Annotated in this window: 15 protein-coding genes, 3 pseudogenes and 1 other annotated feature; of the genes and pseudogenes, 4 read left to right on the top strand and 14 right to left on the bottom strand. The window is 31.9% G+C overall.

The window, feature by feature from the left end; translation table 11 throughout:
• Positions 1-377 precede the first annotated feature (377 nt).
• Positions 378-1,298 carry a Nif3-like dinuclear metal center hexameric protein gene (locus DN410_RS01805; RefSeq protein WP_000240015.1) on the bottom strand — a complete coding sequence of 307 codons (921 nt, stop codon included), beginning with the start codon at positions 1,296-1,298 and terminating at the stop codon, positions 378-380.
• A 179-nt stretch (positions 1,299-1,477) separates the two neighbouring features.
• On the opposite strand from DN410_RS01805, the pseudogene DN410_RS01800 reads away from it, so the two are divergent.
• Positions 1,478-1,857 (top strand): annotated as a pseudogene (locus DN410_RS01800) (hypothetical protein); the annotation flags it as partial.
• A gap of 185 nt (positions 1,858-2,042) precedes the next feature.
• On the opposite strand, the gene DN410_RS01795 reads toward DN410_RS01800, so the two are convergent.
• From DN410_RS01795 to DN410_RS01785, 3 genes and pseudogenes are all read right to left on the bottom strand, one after another.
• The gene (locus DN410_RS01795) at positions 2,043-2,675 is read right to left on the bottom strand and encodes a type 1 glutamine amidotransferase family protein (protein ID WP_149175075.1); all 633 of its coding nucleotides are present in this window, start codon (positions 2,673-2,675) and stop codon (positions 2,043-2,045) included.
• Between the two features lie 74 nt (positions 2,676-2,749).
• Positions 2,750-3,712, bottom strand: coding sequence for a helix-turn-helix transcriptional regulator (locus DN410_RS01790; RefSeq protein WP_149175074.1), 963 nt, complete (start codon positions 3,710-3,712; stop codon positions 2,750-2,752).
• A gap of 35 nt (positions 3,713-3,747) precedes the next feature.
• A pseudogene (locus tag DN410_RS01785) lies at positions 3,748-3,918 on the bottom strand (recombinase family protein); the annotation flags it as partial.
• A 152-nt stretch (positions 3,919-4,070) separates the two neighbouring features.
• Here DN410_RS01785 and DN410_RS01780 point away from each other — a divergent pair.
• Positions 4,071-4,342 (top strand): annotated as a pseudogene (locus DN410_RS01780) (Tn3 family transposase); the annotation flags it as partial.
• Positions 4,343-4,642: 300 nt separating this feature from the next.
• On the opposite strand, the gene DN410_RS01775 reads toward DN410_RS01780, so the two are convergent.
• From DN410_RS01775 to DN410_RS01730, 10 genes are all read right to left on the bottom strand, one after another.
• A complete protein-coding gene (locus DN410_RS01775; RefSeq protein WP_149175073.1) occupies positions 4,643-4,858 on the bottom strand; it encodes a hypothetical protein in 216 nt (71 codons plus the stop codon).
• A gap of 303 nt (positions 4,859-5,161) precedes the next feature.
• A complete protein-coding gene (locus DN410_RS01770; RefSeq protein ID WP_149175072.1) occupies positions 5,162-5,968 on the bottom strand; it encodes a DegV family protein in 807 nt (268 codons plus the stop codon).
• A gap of 201 nt (positions 5,969-6,169) precedes the next feature.
• A complete protein-coding gene (locus DN410_RS01765; RefSeq protein WP_000576342.1) occupies positions 6,170-6,676 on the bottom strand; it encodes a DUF3189 family protein in 507 nt (168 codons plus the stop codon).
• Positions 6,677-6,789: 113 nt separating this feature from the next.
• On the bottom strand, positions 6,790-7,815 hold the full coding sequence (locus DN410_RS01760) for a serine hydrolase domain-containing protein (protein ID WP_149175071.1): 1,026 nt from the start codon (positions 7,813-7,815) through the stop codon (positions 6,790-6,792).
• 110 nt (positions 7,816-7,925) lie between these two features.
• Positions 7,926-9,164: an MFS transporter gene (locus DN410_RS01755; protein WP_149175070.1), complete on the bottom strand. Its 1,239-nt coding sequence runs from the start codon at positions 9,162-9,164 to the stop codon at positions 7,926-7,928.
• Between the two features lie 65 nt (positions 9,165-9,229).
• Positions 9,230-9,488, bottom strand: a binding site (T-box leader).
• A gap of 175 nt (positions 9,489-9,663) precedes the next feature.
• Positions 9,664-11,802 (bottom strand): penicillin-binding protein, encoded by a 2,139-nt coding sequence (locus DN410_RS01750; protein ID WP_149175069.1) that lies wholly within the window; start codon positions 11,800-11,802, stop codon positions 9,664-9,666.
• A gap of 229 nt (positions 11,803-12,031) precedes the next feature.
• On the bottom strand, positions 12,032-12,631 hold the full coding sequence (locus DN410_RS01745) for an undecaprenyl-diphosphatase (protein ID WP_149175068.1): 600 nt from the start codon (positions 12,629-12,631) through the stop codon (positions 12,032-12,034).
• A gap of 418 nt (positions 12,632-13,049) precedes the next feature.
• Positions 13,050-14,465: a sensor histidine kinase gene (locus tag DN410_RS01740; RefSeq protein ID WP_149175067.1), complete on the bottom strand. Its 1,416-nt coding sequence runs from the start codon at positions 14,463-14,465 to the stop codon at positions 13,050-13,052.
• Positions 14,462-15,139, bottom strand: a complete 678-nt coding sequence (locus DN410_RS01735) for a response regulator transcription factor (RefSeq protein ID WP_149175066.1) — start codon at positions 15,137-15,139, stop codon at positions 14,462-14,464. The genes DN410_RS01740 and DN410_RS01735 overlap by 4 nt, the downstream gene beginning before the upstream one ends.
• A 203-nt stretch (positions 15,140-15,342) precedes the next feature.
• Positions 15,343-15,852, bottom strand: coding sequence for a GrpB family protein (locus tag DN410_RS01730; RefSeq protein WP_149175065.1), 510 nt, complete (start codon positions 15,850-15,852; stop codon positions 15,343-15,345).
• 127 nt (positions 15,853-15,979) lie between these two features.
• Here DN410_RS01730 and DN410_RS01725 point away from each other — a divergent pair, with 127 nt between their 5' ends.
• The gene (locus DN410_RS01725) at positions 15,980-16,861 is read left to right on the top strand and encodes a protein kinase domain-containing protein (RefSeq protein WP_149175064.1); all 882 of its coding nucleotides are present in this window, start codon (positions 15,980-15,982) and stop codon (positions 16,859-16,861) included.
• 40 nt (positions 16,862-16,901) lie between these two features.
• Positions 16,902-18,209, top strand: a complete 1,308-nt coding sequence (locus DN410_RS01720) for a sensor histidine kinase (protein WP_149175063.1) — start codon at positions 16,902-16,904, stop codon at positions 18,207-18,209.
• Positions 18,210-18,263 lie beyond the last annotated feature (54 nt).

Here is an 18,263-nt window from a genome sequence, read left to right as displayed (position 1 = left end):
AACCGCTCATCAAATTGTTGTACTTGAAAACGAAAAAATTGTTCAAAAAGGACCACACGACGAACTACTCCAACGTAGAGGTGCATATCCTCATTTCATTCGTGTTCGTCATGAAGCAGAAAACTAGGTTTTAAAATAATTCCTCCTATTTTGGGTACCCATCAAGCTAGGATTTTAAGACACCCCCATAACGAGAATTTTGCTTTTTTACAGTTAGTTATGAAAATTCCATTTGTTTTTTCATTTTTGGGGTACTAAACTTAAAAATTCAGCAAGAAGCACAGACTAAAACACCTAGTTTTCACGATATAATTCTCAGCTAAATTCGCAAAAAAGAGCTTGAATTCCCAAGCTCTTTTAAATATCACTTAATAACTTTATAACCACCATTTTTCCTGTGGAATTAAAACTGTTTCAATATCAAAGTTATTCTCAAACCATTCCTTCATCAATGTTTTATGAACAAGATATTCTGATGCAGAATGGGAAACGCCGATTAAAGACATCGAAGTATTAGAAACATAATCCATCATTTGTTTGTATCTTTGTTTACCATATTCGTTATCAATATGGCAATGGATTTCGCCAGTGATATAAGCTTGAACTCCTCTTTTTTCAGCTTCCTCCATCCAACTTACTTTGTCGCCACAACCTGCCACGATAGCTATTTTCTTTACGTTATTTATGTTCTTACCCTCAAAATCAACATATGGGATATCGAATATTTCTTTTAAGTGAGAAGTTAGTTCACTTGTACTCTTTTCTTCAATGTTACAAATTAGAACTAGGTCTTCATTATTTATAGAACTTGTTAAAAACCCATCAATAATTTCTGCATTTAATTGTTTAGCAATAGCTACACTTGTACCTAAATTGGCATGATAATCCATGGGTACATGGCATGTATAGAATGATAATTTCTTTTCTTTTATTTGTTTAATGTATTTTTCTTTTATAGGAACAAAACCTTTGCCCCATACTCCTTTTGGATCTCCACATTCCATCAATAAGGGATGGTGCATAAAAAGTAAGTCTCCGCTATTACTTTCTTCTATAAAACGTTCCAACACTTCATCTGTAGGGAAAACGGCAAGAAAAATTTTCTTTACATTTGCATCCCCTTTTAACATTAGACCATTAAATAACTCCACAAAGTCTTTTTCAAAAACTGATTTCCAGTCAAACTTTAAAGGTTCATAGACCATTGGTATGAATTGACTGAAAGCAGAATCCTTCCCAAATGATTTTATATCAAGTTCAATGTCCAGTTTAGACACTATTTCACTTAGTTTAACCATAAAATTATTCCCCCAAAAATTTTATAATTCAATACAAATGGTTAGAAAAATAACAATTATTATATTCTTTTAAATATTTTAACATAAAAATTCATTTTTCCTCATGAAAAAATCACTCCTGTTATTTAAAGTACTCCCTTCACATGCACATCAAGCTAAGTTAAAATCATACCTTCAAAATGAAAAAACGCTTTGCTTATTGTAAACAGTTTATAAGAAAGGATGGCGTTTTGACGAATCCTATCATTTCAAATAGATTGAATCTTTTCGCTCAAGAGCTACAATACTTTTTATCCCCAGTGGCCCTACAAGATATTGCCAAACAAGTTGGCTTTGTACAGCGATCTAATAAGTATCAAGCAAAAGAACTCATTGCCCTTTGCGTATGGCTAAGTCAAGAAATTGCTAGCACATCATTTACACAATTGTGCAGTCAGTTAGAAGTTTCCACTGGGGTACTATGAGCTCAGAAGGACTGAATCAACGCTTTAATCCAGCAGTCGTCGCATTTCTTCGAGAAGTCTTTACTTCTCTTCTCACACAAAAACTCTGTTCAAATTTACTTTTCTATCAATTACTAGTTTTGAACCAAGGATCATTTCATATCTAGTAAGTTACTTGTTTAGCTTGATGGACATGGGGTAGCGTCAGGAAAATGCGGATTTACAACGATAAGGGAATTCCAATTTAAAAAGCCCAACTTCTCTGCAAATTAAAATAGAGAAATTGAACTTTTTAGTTATTTCATTTATTTATTGAATTCATTAACTGGAAGAAGTATTCAGGTTTATGAGTCTTATTTAGGTTATACCATGAGTGTAATGCATCTGGTGTAAATACATCTATTTTTTTCAGTACCTCCATTGCAAATTCCAGAGGAGCTATTCCTGATGCAGTAACTAAATTTGCATCAGATACCGCAGATCCCAACTCATAGAACTTTTCTCCTTTATAGTTAGGACATACCATTTTAGTATATTCTAAGTTATTACTTGTATGCTTTCTAGTATCTAAGTATCCCATATTCGCGAGGGCATCAGTTGCACCACAAATTGCAGCAACAATAGTGCCAAGCTCTAAAGCTTGGCCAATTCTCTCCAAAATAGGTTGATGAATTTCTTCACTCCAAGTAGTCCCTCCTGGTAAAATTAACAGATCTTTACTCTCAAGAATACATTCATCAAGGGAAATATCTGGTTTTATGCTAAGTCCTCCCATAGTAGTAATCATTTCTTTATTAGCTCCTACTGTAATTACTTTTAAAGGTGCTAAATCTTTTTTGAAATATCTTCCTGAGTTTAGTTCAGCAATTAAATATCCATATTCCCAGTCCGACATTGTATTAAATACATATAGAAAAACCTTATTTGTTTGCATCCAATAACACTCCAATCACAATTGATATAGATATTATAATATAACTTCCCTGACAGTTAACGTCAGGGAAGTTATCATACTTGATGAAATTTTATTAATTCCGACAGAACTTCAATAAGTCTTTTCTTAAGACTTATTGGCTCAATAACTTTAATAGATTTATTGTACGGTAAAAGTAAATACGGTACATATGTATGAATCATATCTTTTTCAAGAAGAAAAACTGCTTGATTTGAAGTCCGTTCTTGTAAATAATGTCCTAAAAACCAATGTTGGCAAATATCAGCCAATACACTTTTATCCCCATTAATAACCAAAGAAATAACCCCTTCCTTATCTTCTATAGTTGGAAGGAGATTTTTTATAAAAAAGTCACGTGCTGAAAAATTCTTGGGGCGGTTAAACTTATTTTCGGTTAGCATTAGACTTTCAATTCGATCTACTCTAAAACTACGGATATCATTCCTAAGATGACAAAATCCAATCACATACCACTTATTATTCCAAAAGATAATTCTGTACGGATTGACCACTCTATAATTTAATTGCTTTTCGCCACTTTTATGGTAAAGAATTTTTACTGAGTACCCGTCAGCTACGGCCTGCTCCAACTCCTTCAAAAAAGTTTCTATAGAGAGTGAACTTAATCGACTTATTACTTCAAGACTAGTTAAATGTTGGTTGATCTTTGTTTCCTGCTCTTGATTTGAGTATTTACTTAGTTTTGAAATAGCCCTATTTAGTGCTTCACCTCCATAATATCCGGCTTCTTCTGCAAAAACAGCAGCGTGAAATAGTGAAGTTTGCTCTTCAAAATCAAAAAATAGAGGAGCCTCAATAAAATTGTTCAATAAAGTGTATCCACCGTTATGTCCTGCTTCTGAAATTATAGGTACGCCACTTGTTGAAAGTGTATCAATATAACGATACACAGTCCTTATATTAATCTCTAGCTTTTCTGAAATTTGTTGTGCAGTAATTTTTTCACCTGAACGAAGCATCCATAGAATTGCTAACATATTGTCAATTTTAGGCATATAATTCCACCTCTTTATAAAATTTATTTTCTATCGTATATTTCCGATATTTGGTATAACTCATCTGTAATTTCACAAATTTGTTTTGTTGCTCCGGAAACTTTTTCTTCAAAAATAATATCCATTCCGATTTCGTTCAGTTGCTGAAATTGCCTTGAAGGATTCTGGCTAGTTGAACTGACACGTATATAACCGATTTTTCGCAAAATATCACCTCATTTTTAAGACAAGTCTTATGAGACGCTCTTAACTATGATTTTATCAGTCTCCTACACTCTATTGATATATATTTGAATTAATAAATTGAGAAATTATAGAATTCTCTTCTTACTACATAAAGATTATTCATACAAATTCAAGGGATGCGATTCATGTTTTGGATGGATTGTTGCACATGAAACAGATCTAAACATAGAAGAGCATTATACAGACACGGCCGGTTATACAGATCAAATCTTCGGATTCACTCATTTATTAGGATTTAAATTTGCTCCAAGAATAAGAGATTTATCGGACTCAAAATTATTTACAATAGATAAAGCAAGTGAGTATCCAAAGCTAGTAGCTATTTTATGTGGGCAGATAAATACAGAGGGCATTGGAGAAAATTATGAGGATGTTTTGCGGATTCGGTTATACTCGCTTTTTCAATTGGCATGCTCTATCGCTTGTAACATAGCTCCATGAATTGCCTTTGATAATGCTAGATGCCTTACGATAATATCTCTCACTTTCACTTTTCCAATTTGTTCTACTAGAATAACAGATTTCGTACATTTAGATGATCTAATAAATAGTATAGTTATTCACCTTAAGGCTGACTAACCAGTATCCAATAATGGAACTTCTTACGCAACTTTACTGCCAATTAACTCAATAAAAAGACTGTCAAAGTAAAACCCCAGAAATCCAACGGTCTCTGGGGTTTTATTATATATTTATCTCTTTTTGCTTTTTGGTTTGTTTATGTCTATAAAGTAATTTACGAGCTGTTAGAGAAATCAGTAATAAAATCAGTATTAGTACTAAAATTTGTATAAATGACAAATCAAAATATTTAGCACCTGTGACAATTAATAGTGTAGAAATTGTACCTTTTACAATAAAAAAAATCATAACCCATAATCCGCCTTTTTTCCAGTTCATTTTTATATTATCCTTTCCTACGTTTAAATTCATAAAAAATCAGTGATAGTTCTTGAAAGTGACACCGTAATGGAAATCTATTATATTAATATTTCACAAAAATCATGCTCAATTAAATGTAATGACTTTATATTAAATGAAAATGATATTCAATGTCAATTTATTCGATTTTTCATTCCATAAAATATGAGCCGTTTCTATATAATTAGGACAATTATTTCCCCTGAGTTAATAGGTATTAGTCGGGATCTCACTTTCATATTAATCAAATAAAAAACCCGCGAATCATTCACGGGTTTTACTTTAATAACTAATCGCTATTGTTCCTTCACCTGCATGAACAGCAAATGAAATCGGTAATGGATATAATTTGAAATCCATTTCAGGGAATGCTTGTCTAATATCTGAAATCCATTCTTCCGCTCCATCTTTATCGTTGGCATGGAACATATGAAGTACTTTAGGTAACTCTTTTTCCAGTTCACTTTTAATGTACTCTCTACATTTTTGGATTTTACGAACTTTCTTTTCAAGTAAAAGTTCTCCACTTTTCACTTCTAGTATTAAGTTGACACTTAATAAACTTCCAAGTAAAAATTGTACTCCTTTTACACGACCACTTGCATATAAACCTTTTAAGCTCTTTGGAAATACATAAAAAGGTCTTCTTTTTTCATCTACTAATGTTTTGTGTATATCTTGTAAAGTCATACCATCATTGTATAACGATTTCGCTTTTCTAATTAGTTCATCCATTGGATAACTTGTCGATTCACTATCTAACACAGTTAAAGGGAACCCTGCCATTTCTGCAGCAAGTTTCATATTTTGATAAGTTCCACTTACTTTTCCGCTAATAGCAACTGCAAATCCTTCTTCATATTCTTCTTTACATTTCGTAAATAACTCTACCATTTCCCCAATGTTAGGTTGTGATGTAGTGACAGTTTTACCTTCGTTTAACGCAGCATAGACGCGTTCACGTACACCTTCTTCACAATCTTTGTACGACACTCCATCAATAATAACTTCAATTGGTACAACAAAGTTATCTCCTTCTGTTATAAAACTCGCAGTTGTACTATCAGTAATCCAAGCAACACGCTTCATGTTGTTCCTCCCTTAATTCAATTCCTCTTTTCTAATTTTTCTATATATTTATGTTATGAAAAGAGAATATCCCTGTAATAGTAACAGGACTTTATAGTTTTGGCTATAGTAGATGAATATTAAAATGTGAATATTTTTTGTCTGTTTAATAAATAAAAGAAGAAAATTATAGCATTTGCCTAATTTTCTTCTTATCCTACATTATTTAAAAGTCTCATTATCTAAAATAACAACATAATCATTCGTCAATCGTCCAGCTTCTTTTGTATAACTAACGAGCCGCTGTATGTTATCACAGCAAATTTTCGCTCCCCATACGAGTAGAGGTACGCCGATAAAATCGATATGGAACCTTCTAGAAAACAGCCCGCCAAAAGTCATTGGTAAAGGCACTGTTGGTGATGTATTAGAAAAAATAATCTTTTCATGGCTTTGATAATGTTTTTGCAGAATCTCACCTAAATGCTTCATCGCAGGTACAACGACTTTTGATGCACCACACCCAATCGTATATACGGGGTGACCATTTTCGTCTATCCCATGAAAAATAATCTTCCCCATATCTTCGGTTTTCAATTTATTGAAGTAATCTACATTTAAAATTTCTTCTTTCGTTAACTTACGATCAGTTGGTAATTTATTTAAATGATAAGCTGCAGCGAGTGAAGTCGTATGTGTTCCGCCAAAGTCCGTGTAAATGAATATCATATTATCATCCCTTGTTGTAAAATTTCAATGTTAATTAGTATTACCGTTCACAGTGTTGTTAAACACGGGATGAATTTATTTAAAATTTTATTTATCAATACATATCTATACAATTAAAAAGCCTGTTCTATTTCTCCCATTATTTTTTCAGGTCCCGCTCCTTTATTCGAAGGAATAACTAATGTAATTCCCAAATCTGGATATACAGCAGAGCGAAAGCTGACGCCTGGATCATAGCCCATTATATGATATTTAAAAACATTGTTTTGTCTTGTTTCAATCCATATTCCATAACCATAAAACTGATTGTTTTTCACTTGAATGTGAGGTTTTAAAAGTAACTCTGTATATTCTTGGCTTATTACTTCATAGTTAAATAATGCTTCCCAAAACCTCAGCATGTCTGGCGCAGTAATAAAAGCACCACCATCAGAACCTCCTTTTATTGGTATAGAGTATGCATTTGTTCTCCATTTTTGTTGATTTACATCTTTTATATATCCGAGAGCTGTGTGTCTTGGTAATCTATCTAAAGAGAAATAGCCGGAATCATTCATGCCTAGTGGAATGAATATATTCTTTTCTATATATTCCGTAAAAGTAAGTCTTGTTTGCTCTTCTATAATTAATCCAAGTATGATAAAACCAGCATTGTTGTAGTGAAATTTATCACCTGGTACAAACATCATATTATTGTTTTGGAATAATGGTAAAAAATCTCGTAAACTTTTTAATAGATACATTTGGGTTTGTTTCCACAGGTCCTCAAAGTTCTCCATGATACTTTCATCAAAATAATCCGGAATACCCGAACTATGAGTTAAAAGTTGATGTACTGTAATATTTTCATTGAAGTGTGGAAAATCAATGCTTAAACAATCTTTTAACTTTGTATGAAAAGTAATCATACCTCTTTCAACAAGTTGACAGATGCCGATAGCAGTAAAAATTTTACAGCCTGAAGCAATTCCGAATCTTGTTTGTAGTGTATTATTTATACATTCACTTTTGTTTGCGTAACCAAGTGCTTTTTCATAGACTAAGTCTTTTTCTTTTTTTATTAAAACTACTCCAGAGAAATCTATTTTCTTTTGTATATCTTTTATAATTTTATCCATTTCATCTTTTATTTTTATCATGATAACCACCCTTATCTTTCAATGTTGTTCTTTCCCCTTATTATTTTTCCATATAAAGGGGAAAGAACCTTCTTATTGAAGACGATAAATTGTTAATGAGAACACAAAATTCATTTCGAATTTATTGATTCAGTAGAATACACCTTAGATTGTGATGGCAATAAAGTAAACACACACAATATGATAGTAATAAGTAACATTATTAATGATCCTATAATAACTACAAGTTGTATCGAAATAACTTGAGTTGCAACGCCGAACAAAATCGTTGCAAAAATAGTTATTACCGCGATTAATAGGCCATATATACTTCCAATCCGTCCCATTATATGAACAGGAACGTTATTTTGATAAAATGTGTAAAATCCAGTATTTGCATATGCCATGGAGAAAGATAAAATAAAGAATCCGATAGCAGCTATTAAAAATTCATTTGAAAAAGCAAAAATTAAATAACCGATTGCAATGAATAATGATCCTATTCCAATTAAAAATGACGGTGCTAATTTTTTTGATAAAATTGTGTTTGTTATGGCACCAAATATATAGCCTACACCAGCTATACTAACTAGAAAACCATATTCACTATCCGTTAATAGTAATACTTCTTTTGCAAACGATAGTTCAAGTGAATCAGTAGCAGTCGCTAATATGATTATGCCTTGAAATAAGAAGTAGACATATACGACATACACATGTTTTCTACTAAAGTTTATAACAGTGCTCCAATCTTTTATTAATACAGTAAGGGATAATGTATGACTAGTCGTATCCAAATCTTCTTTCTTATCAAGGTTGGGCAAAAGTAGTGTAATGGCTCCTGATATAAGAAAGGCAGTAGCATTTATATAAATAGCAAACTCTGGTGTACTCGCAAATAATAGTACCCCCGCTACCGCCGGACCAATTAAAAATGCACCAGATCCTATTAAAGTACGTAGTGAGTTGAATCGTTGTCTTTGCTCTACTGGAATTAATTTCGTCATATATGTCATAGCAGTCGGTTCAAAAATCGCACTAGCCATGCTTATAACAAAAACTAAGGAATAAACACTCCAAAGTGATGGAACTAATGGTAAAATAGCGATTAATATTGCACGAATTACATCAAGGTGAATCATTAATTTTCGTTTGTTTAAACGATCAATCATACTTCCTGACCAAGCGTTTGTAAATAGAGTGGCTAATGGTTTTATTACATATAGAGTAGCAACAGCTAAGGCTGAACCACCCATATTATAGACAAGTACATTCAATGCTATTAAGTAAATCCATGCACCTAAATTCGCAATACCAACTCCGGATAGTAGTAATAAAGGATATTTCCATTCTTTAAGTACGTGTTTCATTTTAGGCCCCCGCTTTCCAAATTGTTTTAAAGCAATAAAAAAATCTCACCCCCAAGACTTTTAGTCTTAGGGACGAGATTTATCATCGCGGTGCCACCCTAGTTTATTAATATGTCGCCATATTAACCTTATCAGGTACTGCATTGTTTTCATGCTTATACCTTATCTCTATAACGGGAGCTCCCGTCACACCACCCCCTTTATGAAAGGTTCCGATGTGCTGCTCAGAGGCTTGTTTCAATAAAGAATTTTTGCTCCTTTTCAGCTAAGTGGAGCTCTCTGTGAAAAATTCATTTTATTTACTCTTCTCTTCACTGCATTTGATTTTTTCCATATTATCACAGTTTTATATAGCTGTAAATAAAGAATAGTCTGTTAATTTAAATTATGTCAACGTTACTGTTCTTGTTTATTATTTTTTCTAAAAATTACGGTGCGTGAAATTACTTATACTGTTAAAAAAGAGCCTGCTATCTCTAGGCCCTTCAAAGTGTCGGAATTAATTTGTATTCGCATCTGCTAACGGTTGCAGTGGCGGTTCTAATTCTATTTTTAATGCATCGCCTTCTTGTATAACTTGTCCCTTTTCAATACTTTGACTCGTTACATAACCCGTACCTGAAGTTTTCAAATCTAATTTTAATAGTTTAGAGAAATACATAACATCTCGCATTGACCAACCTTGTAAATTTGGCATTTTTGCATTATTTCCTAATAAAAATAAACGATCCCCTTCGCTCATTACTTCACCAGACTGTGGATATTGCTTTATTATCTTACCTTCTCCTAAAATCACTGGCTGAAGTTTCTTTTTTTCTACACTGTTCTCAACTGTATCCATCGTTTGGTTAACATAATTTTGTACTTTTATTTGAGATTGTTTCGTTGTATCTGCCATTTGTTTGTCAGTATATGGTTTCACCTTTAAATATTCGAGACTATTTTTCATAACCGGTTTAAAGATTTCAGCAAGAGGCTGAGCTCCATACTCGTCACCCTTTAATTTCGGTTGTTTAATAGCTAAATATACAATTATCTCGGGGTCATCAATCGGAGCCATTCCTAAAAATGAAAAAATATAATTTTCTTTACCTTCCATATATCGTCCATTTTCAGGATTCGGAATTTGTGCTGTTCCTGTCTTACCACCAATTGGATAACCATCCACTTTATACATTGTACCCGTTCCTTTTGAAGATGTAATAACACGCTCCATTAAATTTCTTACCTTCTCCGCTGTTTCTTTTTTGATCGGACTCCCAATTTCTTTCGGTTGATTTTCCATAATAACTTGTTTGTTTGTTGGATTTACAACTTTGTCGACAATATATGGTTGCATCATTTTCCCGTCATTCGCTATTGCGGTAGCTGCTTGGATTAATTGAATAGGCGTTACAGTAGAACCTTGGCCGAAAGAAGTGGTAACTTGTTGAATTTTTGTGTTTAATAATAAAGTATTTTTACTTTCACCAGGTAAATCTATTCCGGTTTTTTGATTAAATCCAAACTTATTCATATATTGCTTAAATTTATCTGGTTTCAGTAACTGATCTTCTAAAATAGAAAAAGCTACATTTGATGATCTTTCAAAACCTTCATCAAATGTAATAGATCCCCACCCAAATCCACCATTATGATCTTTTATATCAGATGAACCAACAGAATATTTACCTGATTGAAAATATTCTTTTCCGTTATATACACCTTCATTAATGGCAGCAGCAAGCGTAAACACTTTCATTGTTGAACCTGGTTCATATGCGTTTGCAATTGGATCATTTAAAAAATACTCTATATCGCCTTTATTAGGGTTAAAACTAGGTTTGCTAGACATCCCTAAAACTTTCCCTGTCCTGGGATCTGCAATGATTCCTATTAACATAGAAGGATCATAGTGGTCTTGTGCTTTATTCATCGCTTCTTCTAAAAAGCCATTAATTTGTTTATCAAGTGTAAGGTATACATTATTTCCACTTTTAGCAGGTTCTACTTTACTAATATCATTTGTAAGCGGAATACCTTTTTGTGAGCCTACATATTCTATATTCCCGTTTGTAGAGCGCAAATATTTGTCCAAACTTTTTTCAAGTCCAAATTTACCTTCTGTATTTCCTTTATCGTCTGGTCTAGCAAATCCGAGTATATAGGATGCAAAATCTTCATTTGGATATACTCTTGCTTTCTCTGTCCTAAAAGAAACTCCCGGTATTTTCATTTTTTTTATTTCATCCTTCATTTCTCTAGATAAATTTCGGCCAATTTTTCCGATTTCAACTTGCGTACGTCCCTCATGAAAGTTTTTTATTATTTCTTCTTTATCAATTTCAAGCGCATCAGCTAATCGTTCTGCCGTTTCATCTTTATTTTTCACTTTATCTGTTCCTTTTAAATTGACAACAATACGATACGTTGTGGAATCTTGAACTAGCACCTTTCCAGTTTGATCATAAATTGTGCCACGATTCGCTTCTATAACACCATTTTTATTGTGTTGTTCATTCGCAAGATCTTTTACATCAACATTTTGTACGACACCTACTGCTTGAATGTAAAAAAAACGTAAAAGCATAGTAAGAAACAAAATAATAAAAGCAATCATCATATACCTTGCGCCTTTATTTGTTTGAAGTTTATGCATACTTTTCTCCTTTCTTTTACGATTAATGAATGAAAAAATGCGCTTTTAAGTATGATTTTATTTAATACTATATTTTTCGAAGTTTTTTTAGTAATCCCTTTAAATTAGTAAGAAGCCAGCAATGTTAATATTTATTTTTTGTTCTATTTTTTAATTAATATAGAGTACGGTACATGAAATTTTTAAAAATTCAAACAAATAGAACCTACTTTTTTGTAGGTTCTAAAGTTTAAACTATATGATTGTATTTTGCTAAAAAAGGAACTCGCTTCGCTACAAATCCATACATTTTAAAAATAAGTTTCGCTATCGGTTCAAACGTACGTGCACTTTGCATTACTAAGCCGCTCGTAATAAATGTTAAGAAAGCAGCACCAATTATATCTAGAGGGTAATGAACACCTACGTACATACGTGATATGCCAACTAATACTGCCCAAATAAGTGCAATATACTTAAGTTTTTCTCCTCTGAGAATAAATATGAATGTAATGGAAAATACAAGTACAGAATGATCACTAACAAATGATGAATCTGCTGCATGTGGTACTAATTGATGTACTTCGTGTGATATAAAAGGACGCGGATGGTAATACACCGCATGAATGAAAATATTTACTAGTAATGCAATACTAACTGAAAGTGTCGTATATAAAACTGTATATTGTTTTCTAATTGCATTCTCTTTTTTTCCGTTATTAAACCATAAAATAAGCATAAACAGAATTGCTACATAAACAGCACTATTTGTAATTGCGATCATTAGCGTATCTAAAAACTTGTACGATCCCGCGAAATGATTAAACCATTGAAATACTGTGTAATTCATACTACTCTCTCCTTACATACAAGTGTTCTTGATTTACACAGTATACAACATCATTATGAAAATGGGCTTAAGCTTTTCTCATCTAATTCTCATTTTAAAATTTTTCATTTTACAATGATGAAACTAACTTTATAGGCTATTCATGTATAAAGCTTAAAAAACTTTTAAATTATACACCTCATATATTTTTCATATGTAAAATACATAACATACACATCTAAATATACTAGTTATGAAATCATATTATTAATGCATATGAAAATACAATGCTTCATCATCACACCCTGTTTTATTTTGATGTACAATTGCTTTCATTTATTGCTCCTAATGTATGAGCAAGTTCGAAATAAGCAAACTAATTCAATCGCAAAAAAGAAGGAATGTATAAAACATCCTTCTTTTCAATACTGCTAATCATTTATTTTATGGTGCAAGGTATTGTAATCGTAACAACTGTTCCCTCATTTTCTTTGCTCTCTATTTCAATAGCTCCGTCGTATTTCTCTACAATTCGTTTTGCAATAGACAACCCTAGTCCATTTCCCCCTTGCTTTCTGCTCCTAGCTTTATCAACTCGATAAAAGCGATTTAGAACAAATGGTAAATCCTCTTTAGGTATTCCTGGTCCACGGTCCATTATACGAATTTTAACTTTCTTAGATCGTACACAAGATTCTATGCAAATATACTTATTAACTTCTTTTGTATACTTTACTGCATTATCCATTATGATAATAATAATTTGTTCTAAGTAAGATGATGGCATTGATACATACGCTGCATTACCATCTAATTTCAGATCAAATTGAAAATCAGTTTGAAGTACCGCAAAGTTTTGCGCAACTTGTTTTAATACGCTATTTACATGGACTGGCTCAGCTTCTATCGGATGCATCTGTTCAGAATCAGCTCTTGATAGTTCTAGCAATTCTGAAACCAATTTATTTAAACGCTCTACTTCTTTTAAACTGGATTGAAGAGATTTATCTAATACCGCTGGATCATTTTTTCCCCACCGATTCAACATCGCTAAGTGTCCCTGAATGATTGTTAACGGTGTTCTTAATTCATGGGATGCGTCTTCTACAAACTGTTTCTGTTGCGTAAAAGAAGTTTCTACTTCATCCATCATTTCGTTAAATAGAAATGATAATTTAGCGAGTTCATCATTATTTTCTCGTACTGGAACACGCTCATTTAATCCGTTTTTCTTAATAAGGTTCATCGTGTCTGTTATATTTTGAACACTTGATAATAGTTTTTTTGATATAAGTATCCCGCCTAAAAAACTAAATATCAATCCAAATACCCCAGAAATAACCATTACAACTAAAATAATTTTTAATAAGTGATCAAAAGTCTCTAAGTTTTTCGTAAGTTCAATCGTTCCAGTGAATCCTTTTGTTTGAATTGGTATACGCTCCACTAATATTCGATCTTCTAGATGCCTCGTTATTAAAGATTCATCTTCTATAACATACTTCGGTCTTATCCAATTTTCATTAAAATCTCGCGAGACAGAGACAATCGATTTTCCATTAATGTCGATAATACGAATCATTTGATGCTTATCAATCATATTATTAAAAAAATCTTTACTATTTTCAAAAGTTTTATTAGAAAGGCTATCATTTTTATCTTGGAAATATGCCGCTATTTCTGTCACTTGTCTATTTATTTGTTTCTGTTCATAATCTATGGTCCACTTATTTATTACTAAAAATTGCAAAGCGCTATATAAAATGAATAAAATAAATACTAATGCCGTGGACCAAAGTGTTAACTTCCACTTTATAGGTAGAGTTCGAATGCGAAACATAATATTTTTTATCATTTCATTATATATCCTGCCCCTCGGACGGTTTGGATATATTCCTCCTTATCAACACTATGTAACTTATTTCGTAAATAACGAACATATACATCCACAATATTCGTCTCAACGATTGCATCATACCCCCATATTTGATCCAATAAAACATCACGTGTAAGTACTCGATTAATATTTTTCATAAACATAAGCAATAGCTCGAATTCTTTATTTGTAAGTTCAATTTCTTCATTTTCTTTTGTAATCGTTCGCGATTCAATCTGGAGCTGTAAATCTTTGAATGCAAGAAATGTGACCGGCTTATTTTCCATATTTTCTTCTCGTCTAAAAATAACTCTCATACGTGCTAACAGTTCTTCAATTGCAAATGGCTTGGGTAGGTAATCATCAGCTCCACTATCTAATCCTGTCACACGATCCATAATACTATCACGAGCAGTCAAAATAATAATGGGAGTCTTTTTAGTTGCTCTTAATCGACGACATACTTCTAATCCATTTAATCCTGGAAGCATTAAATCGAGTAATATGAGGTCATAATTATTTTCAAGCGCAGCTTTTAATCCCTTTCTTCCATCAAACTGTATATCTACTTTATATCCTTCATACTTTAATTCTAACTCTAAAAAATCCGCTAAACTTTCCTCATCTTCAATAATTAGTATATGTTGTAACAACAGTTCTCCCCCCTATACGCTTAAATGAATAAGTAAACCTATTCCATATATAAATGAAAATATTTATTTCTGAGTAACTTCTCCATTTTATTTAATCTCCTTACCTATACAGTTCCTATAACAAGCAGTGTATCAACTACAGAAGAAAGGAACATGAGAGAAAGATGAAAATAAAATGAGAATTTCAATATTAATAAAATTTTCTAGTGATATTGTTTAGCTAACTTTATTATGTTTTGAATAAACGGCGCTTTGCCACTTGTATATGACACACGATCAAAAGGATATGTAGCTGCAAGCACGTCTTTTAAATCTCTATATTCCTTACGTGCCCATTCATGTTTTTTTAAAAATTCTCGAAATAAAAGATTGTTTCTCCATTCGTCACTATTGTAAACATAAACATGTACATGGTGGGTACCCGCGCGCCATTTTCCCTTTCTAAAAAAACGCCAATTAGGTGTGTTTTTTGGAACATACTCATATCCAATTTTTGATAGGTCTTCAATCCACTTATCCGTAATTCGTAAATCCGTTACACCAATCATCATATCAATAAGAGGTTTAGCTCCTAACCCTTCCACTGCTGTACTCCCTATATGCTCAATAGCAATCATTTCTTCTCCCAGCAAAACATTCAATTTGCATCTTTCTTTTAAGTATTCTTCATGCCATTCTTTTTGATGTGCCTTGATAATAATTTTTTGATCCATTTTATTTGCCTCCTTTTAAGTGCTTGTCATTATATTTATAAAATTTCGTGTTAATAACATAGGAATTGTACAAAATCTGTCGAATATTGAAATATATAACTTTATTATAATAAATGCGAGGTAAATTATGAAAGATATTCCAGTTAAAATTCAGTTAAATCATGTAACTTTCCAATTAAAAGAACGTCATAATTTTGATTGGCTTATAAAATTAGGAAGCGTATTTGCAGTTTTTGACCAACAAGATTCAGGTAATCTTTCTTTTGGTGTGGAAAAAGATGGTCATAAGAAATTTATTAAATATGCCGGAGCTCCTACAATTTCATATAATGGGAATACGAATGAGGCTATTAAAAGATTAAAAAATTCAGTTACCATATACGAGGAATTACAGCATCCCTCTCTTATAAAATTAATCGAACATTTTCCAGTTCAATCTGGATATGTTTTAATTTTCAATTGGTTTGAGGGTGAATGCCTTCACCCTCACTGGAGCTTCCCACCTCCAGAAAAATATAATAATCCAAACTCTCCATTTTTTAAATTTAAGCATTTATCTGTTACGGAACGCATTCATTCATTGAATTCCATTTTTTCTTTCCATACATATGTAGAAAAGAAAAATTATGTAGCGATAGATTTTTATGATGGCAGTATTTTATATAATTTCAGTACAAATGAGACAAAAATTTGTGATATTGATTTATATTCTAAAAAACCATATATAAATAAAATGGGACGATTATGGGGTTCCTCTCGTTTTATGGCTCCTGAGGAATTTGAGCTTAACGCAATGATTGATGAGAAGACAAATGTATTTAATATGGGGGCAATGGCATTCGCACTTTTAGGCGGTGGAAAAGATCGCACTTTTATAAAATGGGACGCAAGTAAAGAATTATATGAGGTAGCATATCGTGCTGTAAATGAAAACCGTGCAAAAAGATATGCATCAGTTAAAGAATTTTATGAGGCATGGCTAAATGTATCTGATACTACAAAAATATAACTACATATTTTCAAATTAATATATAGTTTATACTATTCTCATGTATAATACAGATGAAATAGAAATTCAGAATAACGAGGCAAATATTATGAACTTTGTTTATATTAATCAAAACGTATTAAATAATCTTCTATACATTTTAAGTAGTATATTTGTTTTTTATTTTATATATGATAGTGGGCGCAATTTAAAGAAATATAGAAAACTACTTATTAGCGTTTGTACGATTATTCCACTTATTTTATGTATGCGTTATCCTATCTATATGGATGAAAATTGTATTCATGATTTAAGACAAATTCCTGTTTTAATAGGTACACTTTATGGTGGATTCCCTGTTGGTATCATATTGTTTACTATTTTATTAATTACAAGATTTGCATTTTATGGATTTAACATGTTAACTGTCATTGTTTACGGCACAATGTTCATTATTACAGCTTTTGCATCTGCAAAATTTAATACATATAATAGAAAAGTTAAAGTAGCTTTTGCTATGTTTTTAACTTTTTTCCTAGCAATATTTACAACTGTGATTGTATTAACTTTATCAGACTTTGAAGTAAATAATTTGTATATTATTTATTTCATAATATTGCCAACTACTTTGATGCTATTTATTGTTTATTTTAATGAAGTACTAAGAGATGCAGTATTTATGCGATCTAAGTTAATTAAGATGGAAAAAATGGAGATAGTTAGTCAACTCGCTGCTAGTATATCTCACGAAGTAAGAAATCCCTTAACTGTCGTAAAAGGATTTACTCAACTTTTAAAAACACCAAATTTAACTCCAGAATCAAGAGAAAAATATATTGAACATATATTGGAAGAGTTAAATCGGGCCCAAGTAATTATTGATGATTATTTAACGTTTGCCAAACCTGCATCCGAAAAGCTAGATCATATTTCAGTAGAACAAGAGTTAAATCGAGTTATTAATATGATATTGCCATTATGTAATATGAATACAATACATATTACAAAAGACTTCTCCGAGGCAACAATTGTTGGCAATAAACAACACTTTCAACAATGTGTTTTAAACTTAATCAAAAATGCTATTGAAGCCATGCCTGATGGAGGTAGCTTAAATATTTCCTCTTCTATTAATAACAATAAAGTTATAATACGAATTGAGGATAGCGGAATTGGAATGTCACAAGAGCAAATAAATCGATTTGGTGAACCTTATTTTAGTACGAAAACGAAAGGTACAGGTTTAGGTACGATGGTTGCTGTTAAGATCGTCGAAACGATGCAAGGTACTTTGAAAATTCGAAGCGTAATTAATAAAGGTACAACATTAATAATCACTTTACCAAAATATAATAAGAACCTATCTTAATACAAATAAAAAAGGAGCTATTATGCTCCTTTTTTATTTGTTTCGATACATAAG

This window comes from Bacillus sp. SH5-2 (assembly GCF_008368905.1).
Lineage (GTDB): Bacteria > Bacillota > Bacilli > Bacillales > Bacillaceae_G > Bacillus_A > Bacillus_A luti.
The sequence above is the reverse complement of the archived record's forward strand: the minus strand, read 5'-3'. Positions and strand labels throughout refer to the sequence as shown.

What these genes read in the sequence shown, in the direction of transcription:
- DN410_RS01805 (WP_000240015.1), bottom strand. Translation starts at nt 1,298, where the DNA reads ATGGTTAAACTAAGTGAAATAGTGTCTAAACTGGACATTGAACTTGAT.
- DN410_RS01795 (WP_149175075.1), bottom strand. Translation starts at nt 2,675, where the DNA reads ATGCAAACAAATAAGGTTTTTCTATATGTATTTAATACAATGTCGGAC.
- DN410_RS01790 (WP_149175074.1), bottom strand. Translation starts at nt 3,712, where the DNA reads ATGCCTAAAATTGACAATATGTTAGCAATTCTATGGATGCTTCGTTCA.
- DN410_RS01775 (WP_149175073.1), bottom strand. Translation starts at nt 4,858, where the DNA reads ATGAACTGGAAAAAAGGCGGATTATGGGTTATGATTTTTTTTATTGTA.
- DN410_RS01770 (WP_149175072.1), bottom strand. Translation starts at nt 5,968, where the DNA reads ATGAAGCGTGTTGCTTGGATTACTGATAGTACAACTGCGAGTTTTATA.
- DN410_RS01765 (WP_000576342.1), bottom strand. Translation starts at nt 6,676, where the DNA reads ATGATATTCATTTACACGGACTTTGGCGGAACACATACGACTTCACTC.
- DN410_RS01760 (WP_149175071.1), bottom strand. Translation starts at nt 7,815, where the DNA reads ATGATAAAAATAAAAGATGAAATGGATAAAATTATAAAAGATATACAA.
- DN410_RS01755 (WP_149175070.1), bottom strand. Translation starts at nt 9,164, where the DNA reads ATGAAACACGTACTTAAAGAATGGAAATATCCTTTATTACTACTATCC.
- DN410_RS01750 (WP_149175069.1), bottom strand. Translation starts at nt 11,802, where the DNA reads ATGCATAAACTTCAAACAAATAAAGGCGCAAGGTATATGATGATTGCT.
- DN410_RS01745 (WP_149175068.1), bottom strand. Translation starts at nt 12,631, where the DNA reads ATGAATTACACAGTATTTCAATGGTTTAATCATTTCGCGGGATCGTAC.
- DN410_RS01740 (WP_149175067.1), bottom strand. Translation starts at nt 14,465, where the DNA reads ATGATAAAAAATATTATGTTTCGCATTCGAACTCTACCTATAAAGTGG.
- DN410_RS01730 (WP_149175065.1), bottom strand. Translation starts at nt 15,852, where the DNA reads ATGGATCAAAAAATTATTATCAAGGCACATCAAAAAGAATGGCATGAA.
- DN410_RS01725 (WP_149175064.1), top strand. Translation starts at nt 15,980, where the DNA reads ATGAAAGATATTCCAGTTAAAATTCAGTTAAATCATGTAACTTTCCAA.
- DN410_RS01720 (WP_149175063.1), top strand. Translation starts at nt 16,902, where the DNA reads ATGTATAATACAGATGAAATAGAAATTCAGAATAACGAGGCAAATATT.